The organism is Hymenobacter terricola, assembly GCF_017921975.2.
Taxonomy (GTDB): domain Bacteria; phylum Bacteroidota; class Bacteroidia; order Cytophagales; family Hymenobacteraceae; genus Hymenobacter; species Hymenobacter terricola.
This window is the reverse complement of sequence record NZ_JAGEMO020000001.1, coordinates 253788-266449: the sequence shown is the minus strand read 5'-3', so window position 1 is coordinate 266449 and position 12662 is coordinate 253788. Positions and strand designations below refer to the sequence as shown.

General features: G+C 61.7%; 10 protein-coding genes. 3 read left to right on the top strand and 7 right to left on the bottom strand.

Annotated elements, in window-relative coordinates; translation table 11 throughout:
• Nucleotides 1-36 precede the first annotated feature (36 nt).
• From J4G38_RS00955 to J4G38_RS00945, 3 genes are all read right to left on the bottom strand, one after another.
• A complete protein-coding gene (locus J4G38_RS00955; protein WP_226163041.1) occupies nt 37-1119 on the bottom strand; it encodes an HlyD family secretion protein in 1083 nt (360 codons plus the stop codon).
• Nucleotides 1120-1211: 92 nt separating this feature from the next.
• Nucleotides 1212-1661, bottom strand: a complete 450-nt coding sequence (locus J4G38_RS00950) for a universal stress protein (protein ID WP_210514323.1) — start codon at nt 1659-1661, stop codon at nt 1212-1214.
• Between the two features lie 113 nt (nt 1662-1774).
• Nucleotides 1775-3109, bottom strand: coding sequence for a TolC family protein (locus tag J4G38_RS00945; protein ID WP_210514321.1), 1335 nt, complete (start codon nt 3107-3109; stop codon nt 1775-1777).
• A gap of 295 nt (nt 3110-3404) precedes the next feature.
• On the opposite strand from J4G38_RS00945, the gene J4G38_RS00940 reads away from it, so the two are divergent.
• Together J4G38_RS00940 and J4G38_RS00935 are read left to right on the top strand one after the other, a co-directional pair.
• Entirely contained in the window at nt 3405-5537 is a 2133-nt protein-coding gene (locus tag J4G38_RS00940) for a sigma-54-dependent Fis family transcriptional regulator (protein WP_210514319.1), read from the top strand.
• Between the two features lie 31 nt (nt 5538-5568).
• Nucleotides 5569-7125: a carboxylesterase/lipase family protein gene (locus J4G38_RS00935; RefSeq protein WP_210514317.1), complete on the top strand. Its 1557-nt coding sequence runs from the start codon at nt 5569-5571 to the stop codon at nt 7123-7125.
• 26 nt (nt 7126-7151) lie between these two features.
• On the opposite strand, the gene J4G38_RS00930 is transcribed toward J4G38_RS00935, so the two are convergent.
• Nucleotides 7152-7634 (bottom strand): DinB family protein, encoded by a 483-nt coding sequence (locus J4G38_RS00930; protein ID WP_210514315.1) that lies wholly within the window; start codon nt 7632-7634, stop codon nt 7152-7154.
• A gap of 124 nt (nt 7635-7758) precedes the next feature.
• Between J4G38_RS00930 and J4G38_RS28525 the strand changes: the two genes are divergently transcribed.
• Complete coding sequence (locus J4G38_RS28525; RefSeq protein ID WP_262905870.1) at nt 7759-7881, top strand: hypothetical protein; 123 nt, start codon at nt 7759-7761, stop codon at nt 7879-7881.
• A gap of 13 nt (nt 7882-7894) precedes the next feature.
• Here the strand turns inward: J4G38_RS28525 and J4G38_RS00925 are convergent, their stop codons facing one another.
• From J4G38_RS00925 to polA, 3 genes are all read right to left on the bottom strand, one after another.
• Nucleotides 7895-8380, bottom strand: coding sequence for a DoxX family protein (locus J4G38_RS00925; RefSeq protein WP_226163040.1), 486 nt, complete (start codon nt 8378-8380; stop codon nt 7895-7897).
• Nucleotides 8381-8504: 124 nt separating this feature from the next.
• Complete coding sequence (locus tag J4G38_RS00920; RefSeq protein WP_210514313.1) at nt 8505-9704, bottom strand: hypothetical protein; 1200 nt, start codon at nt 9702-9704, stop codon at nt 8505-8507.
• 66 nt (nt 9705-9770) lie between these two features.
• Nucleotides 9771-12653 (bottom strand): DNA polymerase I, encoded by a 2883-nt coding sequence (gene polA / locus J4G38_RS00915; RefSeq protein ID WP_210514311.1) that lies wholly within the window; start codon nt 12651-12653, stop codon nt 9771-9773.
• Nucleotides 12654-12662 lie beyond the last annotated feature (9 nt).

Sequence of the window (12662 nt, the reverse complement as noted above, 5' to 3'; positions counted from 1 at the left end):
TTCCTAACTCATAATTCATAACTCATAATTCGTTCATTATTTCACCTGCACCACGGCGTTCACGCTCATGCCGGCGCGCAGCGGGTGCTGGGGGTCTTCGTGGTCGAGCACGATTTTCACGGGCACGCGCTGGGTCACTTTCACGAAGTTGCCGCTGGCGTTGTCGGGGGGCAGCAGGGCGAAGCGGGCGCCCGTAGCGGCCGACAGCGACTCAATGTGGCCCTGGAACTCCTCATGCGGGTAAGCGTCCACTTCCAGCTTCACGGGCTGGTTCACTTTCATGTCTTCCAGCTGGGTTTCCTTGAAGTTGGCGATGACCCAGGTTTTGTTGCTCGAAACCAGGCCCATGAGCTGCTGGCCGGGCCCTACCACCTGGCCGGGCTGCACGTTTTTCTTGCTCACGATGCCGTCGCCGGGGGCTACCAGCGTGGTGTAGCTCAGCTGGAGCTTGGCGTTGTCGAGGTCGGCCTGGCGCTGCTTCACCACGGCCTGGGCCACGGCAATCTGCTGCTGGGCAGCTGCCACTTGCTGGCGGGCCACGCTCACCTGGTCGGTGGCGGTGGCGCGCTGGGCGGCGGTCGATTTCAGGTTGGCCTGCACGGCGTCATACTCGCTCTGCGGAATGATATCCTGTTGGCGCAGGAAAGTGCTGCGCTTGAGGTCTTTCTGGAGGCGCTCCTGGTTGGCCTCGCTCACGCCAATGCCGGTTTGGGCGGTGCGGACGTTGGCCTGGGCCGTAGATACGCCGGCGCGGGCGGCCGTCACCTGGGCCTGGGCGGCGAAGAGGGCGGCTTCGGCGGCGTTCACGCGCTGCTGGTAGTCGGCCGGGTCGATGGTGACGAGGACTTCCCCTTTTTTCACGGTCTGGTTGTCCACCACTTTCACGTCGACCACCGGGCCGCCCACGCGGGGCAGAATCGGGTACACGTCGCCTTCTACCTGGGCGTCGTCGGTGCTTTCGTGGGCTTTGCCATACTGGTAGCGCGTGAAGCCATAGTAGCCACCAGCCAGCAGCACAATGGCCAGGATGATGAGAACAAGCGGGTTACGCTTCTTGGGCTCCTCCAGCGGCTCGGCTTCGGCGGCCGCGTTGGGGAAAGGAGCAGGGGCAGTTTGCACAGCGGGGGAAGTTTCGGTCTGGGCCATCTTAGTAAGTATTCAGGTGTCGATTTTGAAGGAAAAGAGAAGTGGAAACGCGGCCATGCAGCCGGTTAGCCAGGCGTGTCGCCGGTTTCGGGGCGCAGGGGAGCCCGCACAAGCAGGGTGGCGCAGCAGGCCGTGCGCAATACAATTTCGGCCGTATTGCCCATCAGGAAGCGGGTGAGGCCCGTTTGGCCATGCGCTCCAATAACAATTAAGTCGGTGCGTTGGCGACGGGCTTCGGCCACAATTTCCGGTGCCGCCTCGCCCCGCACCACGCCGGTGTGCACGCGGGCCACGCCGGCTTGCTCGGCCGTGGTCCGCAGGCCGTTCAGCCGTTCGGCGCAGGGCGCAAACACGGCCGCGTCGGGCCGCTGGCCGCTGGGGTCTTCCTGTGGCTCGCATACGTGCAGCAGCCGCAGTTCAGCCCCCGTGGCCACGGCCAGCGCCGCCGCGTACGCCACCAGCCCTGCCGATGCGGCCGAGAAATCGAGCGGACAAAGGATGGAGGTGAGGTTCATGTTGATGTGTCGATGGGTTGATGTGCTGGCGATAGCCTGATTTTTTAAGATGCTAATGGCTTTACAATTCTTTAAGAAGCACATTAACACGTTATAAAATTCAGCAAATCAACCTACTTCCAGATTTGCTCGCCGGTGGCGCGCTTGAGCTGGTACTGGCCGAGGGTGTAGTTGTACATGGCCTGCGCACGGGCCAGGCGGGCCTGGGCCAGCTGGGTTTCGGCGTCGAGCACGTCGAGGTTCTGGCCCACGCCGTAGCGGTAGCGGCCCTGGGCGCGGGTGAGGGCGTCGGTGGCCTGGGCAATTTGCTGCTGCGAGTTGTCGTAACGGGCCTGGCTGAATTCCATGTTGTTGGCCGCCTGGCGCACATCGGAGCGGATTTGCTCCTGCGTGTCCTGGGTGCGGGCCACGGCGCTGCGGGCGTTGGCGGCGGCTTCCACGCGCTGGTTCTTGTTCTTGTTGCCGTCGTAAATCGGCACCGAGAGCTGTATCACGCCCACCGTGTTGGGCTTGATTTGGTTGAGGTTGGGCAGGTAGCCGTTTTTGGCTCCCACTTGCGCGCCCACGCCCAGGCTGGGCATGTTGCTGCGCTCGATGAGGCGGGCCTGCAGGTTGGCCGAAGTTTCGGCGTCGTGGGCCAGCTTGATTTCGGGGCGGTTTTCGAAGGCTTTGGCCAGCTCGGCGTTCAGGTCCACGGGCTGGGGCTGGAAGGCCAGCCGGCCTTTCACCGGAATGTCGGCCTGGCCGGGCTTGTGCAGCAGGCGGGCCAGCTGCACCTGTTGGTTGCGGAGCTGGTTCTGCAGGTCAATCTTGGTGTTCTGGGCCTGCGTGATGCGCACGTCGGTAGTCGTCACGTCGAATTTGGTGCTCACGCCGCCTTCCACGCGCTTCTGCATTTCGTTGCGGTGCGCTTGCAGCGAGGCAATCTGCTCGTCCTGCACCTTAATGCTTTCGCGCATGAACAGGATGTTGTAGTATACCTGGGCAGCGTTGAAGGCCAGGTCGCGGCGGCTCACGGTCACGTTGTCCCTGGCCGTTTGCACCTGCGACTCGGCCACCTTCACGGTCGCGTCGCTCTTGCCAAAATCCAGCAGCAGGTACTGCGCCGTGATGTGGGCGTCGTAGTTATTGTTCGGGGCCAGCTGAAATATTTCGCCGGCCAGGGGCAGTTTCACCACCGGGTCGATGCGCGTGTAAGTGGCCGTGCCCGTAATCTGGGGCAGGAAACCGGTGTGCGCCTGCGCCAACCGGCCGCTGGCGGCGTTGGCCAGCTCATCGAGCGTGGTGATGGCCGGGTTGGAGTCCAGCACCGAGCGCACGGTGCCGTCCAGGGTTAGCGAATCAGTGATGACGTCGATGCCCGGCGCGGTCTGCGCCTGGGCCGAGCCGGCACCCAGCACGGCCAGGGTTAGGGCAACGGCGGCGGGGGTTGAAAATCGAGAGAACATAATCAAATGCATACGTGAAGTACATCGTGCTTACCGAATGTTGTGCCAAGGGTTGCAGACGGGCTTTCATTATCCACAAATTGTCGGTTTCCTGCTTATATCGAAGCTTTTATGGAAAGTTTCAGTCGTGCCAGAACTTTCACCCGCGCCGATTGTATTCCTTAAATAATAGGAATCCCTTTAAATAAACTCCTGATATTTCGGGAAAATAGCAACTCCTCGATTTCGACTGCTTCCTAAAAGGCCGGTATGCCGAGCCAGTAAAGCCGGCCGAAAGAAAACAACCCCACGATTCATGCCCGACCAGGACGAAACCCTGCTGCTGCACCTCAACGAAGCCATTGCCACGATTCGGGACAAGGACTCGCTGTTTAAAGTTGTAACTACCAAGTTGCGGCTCATCTTCCCGTTCGACTTTATTGGCATCAACGTCTTTGATGAAGAGCTGAAACTCAAGCGGTTGTTTCTGCGGGACTACTACGGTGCCGACGAGGCGCCGGCCATTCCGGCCGGTGCCGACCAGTTCAGCCCCATTGCCGGCACGCCCCTCGAAATGCTGGTGGCCGACCCGCGCGTGCAGCAGTTCACGCCCCGGCAATACCTCGCCGACTATCCCAATTACGCGCCGTTCAATAAGTTCACAAATCTGGGGGTTACCCAGCTCACCGCCGTGCCGCTGCACATCGGCGGGCGCCTCACGGGCTTTCTCACGCTGGCCTCGCGCCGCACCCCCAACCTCACGCCGGCCGACGTGAAGCTGCTGGAAAAGCTCGGCTCCCTCATTGCCGTGGCCGTGACCAACACCCTGGCCTTCGAGGAAGTAGCCCGCCGCGAGCAGGAGCGCACCCTGCAGCTCAACATCACCAACGCCCTGCTCAGCATCAAGCAGCGCGAGCCCCTGTTCCGGGCCGTGGCCGAGGCGCTGAGCCAAGTGGTGCGGTTCGATTATTTTGGCATTCGGGTGCAGCGGGCGGGCCGGCAGGAGCCCTTCGAGGGCTTTGCCGAATTTTCGCGCCCCAATGACGGCTCCAATGCCCCGCTGCTGGCCCTTGACCCCAACCGCCAGCACGGCCTGAACCAGCTTGATATGTCGGCCATGTATCAGCAGCTGAACGATTTGCTGCAAACCCCTAGCCTGTACGCCGCCGATGAATTTCGGGACCTGGCCCGGCGCTACCCGCTGATGCGCCGCGTGTACGAGGAGTATGGTACCCGGGCCATGCTCATCGTGCCCATCTGGCAGCGCTCCGACGGCGCGGCCGTGCTCATCCTGTCCTCGTCGACGCCCACGGCGTTTCGCTCTGAAGACCTGGCCACCGTGCTGGCCCTCACGCCCCAGATTGCCCTGGCCCTGGAGAACCTCTTCGCCTTCGAACAGATTGAGGAACTGAAGGCCCAGGTGGAGCAGGAGCGCACCTATCTGGTCGATGAAATCAATACCTCCGCCCGTTTTGGGGCCGATTCCGGCGCATTCATCGGCAAGGGCCCGGCCTTGCAGCAAGTGCAGCTGCGCATCAGCCAAGTGGCACCCACGGATACCACGGTGCTGATTTCGGGCGAAACCGGCACCGGCAAGGAGCTGGTGGCCCGTGAGCTGCACAATGCCTCGCCCCGCCACGCCCGCGCCCTCATCAAGCTCAACTGCGCCGCGCTGCCGGCCAGTCTGATTGAAAGCGAGCTGTTTGGCCACGAAAAAGGGGCCTTCACCGGGGCCGTGGAGCGACGCGTAGGCAAGTTTGAGCTGGCCAACGGCGGCACCATTTTCCTCGATGAAATTGGAGAGCTGCCCCTCGACCTGCAGGCCAAGCTGCTGCGCGTGCTGCAGGAGCGGGAGTTTGAGCGCCTGGGCGGCACCAAAGTCCTGCATTCCGACGCCCGCGTGATAGCAGCCACCAACCGCGTACTGGCCGACGAAGTAGCCGCCGGCCGTTTCCGGGCCGATTTGTACTACCGGCTCAACGTGTTTCCCATTCAGCTGGCGCCCCTGCGCGAGCGCCGCGAAGACATTGAGCCCTTGCTGCGCCACTTCATTCAACGCCTGAGCAAGCGCCTCGGCAAGCCCGTGCGGCAGGTGCGCCCGGCCGATTTGGCGGCGCTGCAAGCCTACCCCTGGCCCGGCAATATCCGCGAGCTGGAGCACGTGCTGGAACAGGCCATTATCGTGAGCCAGGGGGCTTATTTGGAATTCGCGGGCTTTGCGGCCGCGCCGCTGGTATTGGCGGCTGGCGCCGGCTTGGTTCCTGGCTTTGCGCCGCTCAAGACGCTGAAGGAGCAGGAGCGCGACCACATTCTGGCCGCGCTAAACCGCACCGGCGGCCGCGTGAGCGGGGCACAAGGCGCGGCATTAATGCTCGATATCAATCCCAAAACCCTGGAAGCGCGCATGAAAAAACTGGGCATCCGCCGCACGGTGGGCGTGGAGGCCTGATACAATGCCGGCGCTAATCCGAATTTACAGCATGATTTACCAACCCCTAAGCCACCGCCTCCGGCCCTGTTGCGTGCGGCTATTGCTGCTGATTCTCGGCACCGCATCAACCCGCGGATACGCTCAACCCCCGGCCGGCCCTGTGGTCAAAACCCACCAGGGCAAGGTGCAGGGCGTGCAGGAAGGTGCATTGCGCGTGTTTCGGGGCATTGCCTACGCCCAAGCGCCAGTGGGGACACTGCGTTTCCAGCCACCGCAGCCGCTGCCCAGGCGCAAGGGCGTGAGGGCGGCAGTGGCCTTTGGGGCCCGGGCGCTGCAGGCGGGCGGCGCGGCAGGGGTGCAGGGCGGCGAGGACTGCCTGTACCTGAACGTGTGGGCCCCGGCATTGCCCAAAAAGGCGCGCCGGCCGGTGGTGGTGTGGGTGCATGGCGGGGCCTTCACCGGGGGCTCGGGGCAGGATAACGACACCTGGACCTTTGCCGCCCAGGACACCATTGTGGCGGTGAGTTTCAACTACCGATTGGGGGCGTTGGGGTTTCTACAGCTCGGCAATCGCGTGGGGGCCGCCTATGCTCAGGCGGGCAACTGCGGCCTGCTGGATGCCGTGGCCGCGCTGCGCTGGGTGCATGACAACATCCAGGCTTTCGGCGGCGACCCCGACCGGGTGACGGTGATGGGCGAGTCGGCCGGGGCTAAGCTCATTGGCGGGCTGCTGGCCACGCCGGCCGCCCGGCCCTTGTTTCGGCAGGTGATTCTGGAAAGCGGGGCCGTGCAGGCTGTGCGCGACACGGCCACCGCCAGCGCCGTGACGCGCCAGCTGCTGCAGGAGCTGCACCTCCCCAGCGCCCGCGCCTTGCTCACGCTACCGGCCGAAGACATTATCCGGGCCCAGGGCCGGTTCACGGCCAACAATAGCGGCCTGCAAGCATTTGGCCCGGTGCTCGATGGCGCCATCATTCCCGCGCCGCCGCTCGATTACCTGCGCCGCACCGCGCTGGCTCCGCTTCGCGTGCTGCTGGGCAGTAATCTGGAGGAAGCCGGTGCATTTACCGGCCCCGGCTCGGTGATGCACGAGCCCAGCGAAAGTGCGCTGCAACAAGTGTTTGGCACTCAAAATAGCCGCTATGTGTGGCGCGCCTACCAGCAGCGCCTGGCCCAGGCCGACCCAGCGGCCTGGCGCAACACCCTCACCGACTATCTCTACCGAATGGCCACCTACCGCTTGGCCAATGCGCTGGCCGCCCGGCAGGTGCCCGTCTGGCTATACCGCTTCGACTGGAGCAACGCCACCACCCGGCCCACGCACGCCCAGGAGCTGGCTTTCGTGTGGGATGCGCCGCAAGGAACTACCGCCGCCGCTACCGTGGCCGCACCGGGTGCCCCGCGCAAAGCCGCCGACCCCGCCCTGGCCGCGGCCATGCACGCCCATTGGGCTCGTTTCATCAAAACCGGGCAGCCCGGCCCAACGTGGCCAGCCTACACCGAAGCCGAAAAGCGGGTACTGATTTTCGATGCCAACAGCCGCAGCGAGTCCATACCGGCCCCGTATGAGGACCCCGCGTTTCCGGTGCAGGGCTACGCCCGCTAAATTGAGGCTAAACACCCCTGCGCGGCTCATTTCCAGGCGTGGAGCAGGCGCCGCACCATGATGATTTCGCCGGTATGGTAGGCCGTGTGGTCGCCAATGAGGAAGGCTTCGCGCAGAATGGTTTGGCCGGTGCCGTGGGGCAGGGGCGTGAGCAAATCCGTGGCCGGGTTTTGCAGCAGCTCGGTGAAGCGCTGGCGGTCCTGCCCGATGTGCGCCAGCGTGGCCTGCCAGGCTTTCGCGTCGGCCGTGGCGTCTTTTTTCGGCCAGTAGGCATCCGGCCATTTCGGCGATTTATGGTCGGGGTCAAGGCAGAATTCTACGATGTCCCACTGCGCAATGCGGATGTGCTCGGCCAGTTGCCAGATGGTGTAAGGCACGTCGGGAACGTGCTGGTTCCAAACCTGGGCCGTCAAACCTGCGCAGGCGTCTTCGAACGTGGCGTGGGCGCTGCCCTCGCTGAGCAGACTGACTAATTCGGCGACGAGCTTTTCCCGGGTGTGTTTTTCCATCGGAATGGTTGGTTTAAAGGCAATAATAAAAGCACGTGAAGGCGAAACCCGGCCTCCGCATCAGCCGGCATACGATGCCAGCCGTACAAGGAGCTATTCCATCCACCAATTTCCTTCTCACGCCATGGCCAATACCACCAGCACGCCGAAACACACCGACCCGGCTACCAAAAACAAGGAAAAGCAGAACGAAGAGGTTATCAAGGACAAGCCTTCCGGCAAAGCCGTGAAAACCCAGAAAAAGTAGTTTCGCAGAAACGTCAAAGAGCCCGGAGCGTAAGTCGCTCCGGGCTCTTTGACAATTTAAGGGGGGTAGCGGCGGGGTGCTGTTTCTTCCGTTGCAGCGCCTGCCAGGCCCCGGTCGAATACAGCGCCGCACCCATCAGCACGGGCTGGAAAAACAGCCGGGCCAGCCGTTTCTTATCGGTGTCGAGGCCAAAGGCGGAAAGGTGGTGGGTGTATTGGTGAATGTTGCCGGGAAACACCGCCGCGTAGAATGCCGCCAGGCCCAGTCCCATGGCCACCCGGCGGCGCTTCCAGAGCAGCAGCGCCAGCCCCAGGCCAATTTCCACTACTCCCGATTGCAGCACGACGGTATCCTTATCCAGCGGCACAAAATCGGGCACCTGCGCCTGAAAATCCTGCCGGGCAAAGGTGAGGTGGCCGGTGCCGGCCACCACCATAAAAGTGCCCAGCAGCCCACGGGCTACGTTTTGGAGGGTTGTCGTGTGGGGTTGGTGCGGCATGGCTTTCGGAGTAGATTGGTCGAAAGCCTGGGTATACGGCGAGTAGGTGGTGAAGGTGCAGTATTTAGTGCACCTCCCGCCAGTCCTGGGCAGTTCCCATTTTCACTTCCAGTGGCATACTCGCCTAATATGGAAGCTTCTGCCGCGCACTCCATTCTACTTGTAGGGCGAGCCCATTGTGTATTAGCAAACACGCAGCCTCTTTATCTTTTGAGTAAAAGCGAGGAATAGTAGTCAAGGCAGTATTATCTGGATAGTTGGTCGTGACGGCGTGATGGGTATCCAACGAGTTGCTGAACAGCGGGTCAACAATGGTAATTTGCCGGTCTTTAATGGTGGCCACAAAGGTGGCATTCCGCCAATCAACCAAGTAAAAAGTTTGATTATTCCAGCGGAAGGCACCAGGCATGAGCACCATGATAAAGCTGAAAACGCGTTTTACGGTGGGGTCGGGAAGCACATCTGACAAGTCGTATTCCCAGGTTTTCGCTGGATTCCGTGGTAGTGAAGCCGCGGCTAATGATTCCGGTGATTGAATGGCTCCTCTGCGGGCATGGCCCAGCATATGGGGCAAAGAAGCCAGCACCTGATACCGTCCATCCTGCTTCCATACAGCAGTGGCGCAGGTAGCATCGGTGCGCGTAACGCGCTTCGTCTGCTTGTTGAAGAAATACAGGCTGCCACCAAATTCGCCCTGGCAATCCTTTGTACACACATAAAGCTCGTCTTCAAATAGCGTGGGCCACTGGTTGAACGGGAGCACATCGGTATCGGGCTGCCAGGCACGGCGGGAATTATCGAAATAGTAAGCCCGGCCTTGATGCCAGCCAATAAGCTGTTGGTTGAGGGTCTGATGACGTTCAAATAATTGAACGTTCAGCTGCTGTTCCATCTGGGTATCTCGTTCGAGGCCGGGCAGTCGGAAGCAGGCGAATTGTCCTGGCGAGAAGAGGGCAATCAGATGATTCTGATAAACTATTGAGTTTGCGAGGGGGAAAGCATCGGGGCCAAAGGGATTGCGAAGCTGGATGGTTTGGCAGCGTAGACCAAGTGGCCGCTCCGCTAGCCGCAATTCATATTCCAGCACTCGCTTGTAGTGATGCTCATCGGTATAGACGTTATTGCTATCGCGAAAAATCACTGGAAGCGCGCCGAGTTGCTCGCTACACATTGCCTGATGCAGGTGGCGCAGTAGTTTCGCAAAACCAGCATTGGGTGCTGTCGGCACCGGGTTTTTTTTGCTTCGTGACTCGCAGGAAGCACCGACTAACAGATAGCCGAGCAATAAAAAGCACAGGAGTTGCGAGTATAGCTGAAGGCGCATCAGAAGAAAATATGGGTTTCAAGCTCGGTCAGATTCATTAAAACTTGAAACCCGTATTTCGTATTTCTAGTGTGCCTCCAGCCAGTTGCGGCCGGTGCCCACTTCCACTTCCAGCGGCACGCCGTGGGGCAGCAGCAGCGCGGTGGTCATCAGCTGCTTGATTTTGGGGGTGATGTAGGCCACTTCCTCCCGCACGGCGTCGAACACGAGTTCGTCGTGCACCTGCAGAATCATGCGGGTCTGGAGTTTCTCCTCGCGCAGCCAGTGGTAGATGTTAATCATGGCCATCTTGATGATGTCGGCGGCCGTGCCCTGGATGGGGGCGTTGATGGCGTTGCGCTCGGTGTAGCCGCGCAGCGTGGCGTTGCGCGAGTTGATGTCGCGCAGGTAGCGGCGGCGCTTGAGCAGGGTTTCGGCGTATTCCAGCTCGCGGGCCCGGTTGATGCTGTCGTCCATAAAGGCCTTCACCGACGGGAATTCCTGGAAATACGTGTCGATAATATCCGTGGCCTCCTTGCGGCTGATGCCGATGCGCTGGGCCAGCCCGAAGGCCGAAATGCCGTAGATGATGCCAAAATTGACGGTTTTGGCCTTGCGGCGCATCTCGCTGTCCACGGCTTCGATGGGTACGCGAAACACCTTGCTGGCCGTGCTGGCGTGCACGTCGATGCCCTGGCGGAATGCCTCAATCATGGTTTTATCGCCCGAGAAATCGGCCATGATGCGCAGCTCCACCTGCGAATAGTCGGCGGCGAGGAGCACGTGCTGGTCGTCGCGCGGCACGAAGGCTTTGCGGATTTCCCGGCCCTTTTCCGTGCGAATGGGAATGTTCTGGAGGTTGGGATTGGTCGAGGAAAGGCGGCCGGTGGCGGCCACGGCCTGGTTGAAATTGGTGTGTACGCGGCCGTCCACGGGGCTCACCAGCTGGGGCAGGGCCTCCACGTAGGTGCTGCGCAGCTTGGTGAGCTGGCGGTATTCGAGGATGAGGGCGGCAATGGGGTTGTCGGCCGCGAGCAGGCTCAGGACCTCCTCGCCGGTGGCGTACTGGCCGGTTTTGGTCTTCTTGATTTTGCCCTTGCCGATGTCCATTTTGTCGAACAGCACCTCGCCCAGCTGCTTCGGCGAGCCGATGTTGAACTCCTGCCCGGCCTCGCGGAAAATCTGGGTTTCCAGCTCCTTGATGTAGCCCTGCAGCTCGGCCGAATACTCGTTCATGGCCCCGGAATCAATCCGAATGCCCTCGTACTCAATGCTGGACAGCACGGGCACCAGCGGGTTTTCCACGTCGTTCAGCAGGCCCAGCAGGCCCAACTCCTGCAGCATGGGCTCGAAAACGTGCTTGAGCTGCAGGGTCACGTCGGCGTCTTCGCAGGCGTAGTCTTTCACCTGGGCGGGCGGCACGTCGGCCATCGTGATTTGCTTTTTGCCCTTGGGGCCGATGAGCTCGATGATGGACACCGGCGAGTAGTGCAGGTAGGTTTCGGCCAGCACGTCCATGTTGTGGCGCATGTCGGGCTCGATGAGGTAGTGGGCCAGCATGGTGTCGAACAGCGGCCCGCTCACCTCCACGCCGTAGTGGCGCAGAATGGTGAGGTCGTACTTGATGTTCTGGCCGATTTTCAGGATGTTCTCAGCCTCGAAAAACGGGCAGAACTCGTCCACGATGGCCTGCACTGCCGCCTGGTCGTCGGTCGGCACGGGCACGTAGTAGGCTTCGCCCGCCAGCCAGCAAAAGCTCAGGCCCACCAGCCGCGCCGTCATGATATCAAGCCCGGTGGTTTCGGTGTCGACGCTGACTTCGGTTTGCTGCAACAGGAACGAGAGCAGCGACTGGCGCAGCTCCGGCGTATCAATCATGTGGTAGTTGTAGGGCACGTCTTCCAGGCGCTTGCGCGGGCCGGCGGGCGCGCCCAGGCCGGCGGTTTCGCCTTCCTCCGCGCTGATGGCCACGGCCTCATCGCCGGGGTTGCCAAAGAGCGAAGCCTGGCCGCCGGCCACCAGTTTGGGCCGGCGCGTGGGCGTGGAGCCGGGCGCGGCCACGCTGGCCGGCGTGCGCTGCGGCCCGCCGCCGCTCAGGATGCGCGCAGCCAGCTGGCGGAATTCCAGCTCGTCAAACAACTCGCGTAGCGTGGCTTCGTCGGGCGCGTCGAGCACCAGCTTGTCGGCCTCAAACTCCAGCGGGACGTTGACGTGGATGGTGGCCAGCTCCTTGCTCATCAGGCCCTGCTCGGCGAAGTTGCGCACGTTTTCCTGCTGCTTGCCCTTCAGCTCGTCCACATTAGCCAGCAGGTTTTCGACCGAACCGTACTTCTGAATGAGCGTTTTGGCCGTCTTCTCGCCGATGCCGGGGATGCCGGGGATATTGTCGCTGGCGTCGCCCTGCAGGCCCAGAATGTCAATCACCTGCTCCACGCGCTCAATCTCGAAGCGGGCCAGGACGTGGGCCACGTCCAGAATCTCGGCCGCGTTGCCCATGAAGGCGGGGCGGTAGATTTTGATGTGCTCCGTCACCAACTGGCAGTAGTCCTTGTCGGGCGTCATCATAAACACCTCGAAGCCCTCCTTCTCGGCCTTCTGGGCCAGCGTGCCGATGACGTCGTCGGCCTCGAAACCGTCCAGCATCAGAATGGGGATGTGGAAGCCCTGGATAATCTTCTTGATGTAGGGCAGGGCGATGCCGATGTCCTCGGGCATGGCCTGGCGCTGGGCCTTGTAGGCGGCAAACTGCTCGTGGCGGAAGGTCTTTTTCGGCCCATCGAAGCACACGCCGATGTGGGTGGGCTTTTCCTTTTGCAGCACCTCCACCAGCGTGTTGGTAAAGCCCAGCACGGCGCCCGTGTTCATGCCCTTGGAGTTGATGCGCGGGTTTTTGCTGAACGCGAAATGCGAGCGGTAGATGAGGGCAAAGGCGTCGAGCAGGAAGAGCTTTTTGGGGGCGGTGTCAGACATAAGGGCGAA

Bases quoted from the DNA above. Each gene is read 5' to 3' on its own strand.
- J4G38_RS00950 (WP_210514323.1), bottom strand. From the start codon at position 1,661: ATGAACCTCACCTCCATCCTTTGTCCGCTCGATTTCTCGGCCGCATCG.
- J4G38_RS00940 (WP_210514319.1), top strand. From the start codon at position 3,405: ATGCCCGACCAGGACGAAACCCTGCTGCTGCACCTCAACGAAGCCATT.
- J4G38_RS00945 (WP_210514321.1), bottom strand. From the start codon at position 3,109: ATGTTCTCTCGATTTTCAACCCCCGCCGCCGTTGCCCTAACCCTGGCC.
- J4G38_RS00925 (WP_226163040.1), bottom strand. From the start codon at position 8,380: ATGCCGCACCAACCCCACACGACAACCCTCCAAAACGTAGCCCGTGGG.
- J4G38_RS00930 (WP_210514315.1), bottom strand. From the start codon at position 7,634: ATGGAAAAACACACCCGGGAAAAGCTCGTCGCCGAATTAGTCAGTCTG.
- polA (WP_210514311.1), bottom strand. From the start codon at position 12,653: ATGTCTGACACCGCCCCCAAAAAGCTCTTCCTGCTCGACGCCTTTGCC.
- J4G38_RS00920 (WP_210514313.1), bottom strand. From the start codon at position 9,704: ATGCGCCTTCAGCTATACTCGCAACTCCTGTGCTTTTTATTGCTCGGC.
- J4G38_RS00935 (WP_210514317.1), top strand. From the start codon at position 5,569: ATGATTTACCAACCCCTAAGCCACCGCCTCCGGCCCTGTTGCGTGCGG.
- J4G38_RS28525 (WP_262905870.1), top strand. From the start codon at position 7,759: ATGGCCAATACCACCAGCACGCCGAAACACACCGACCCGGCTACCAAA.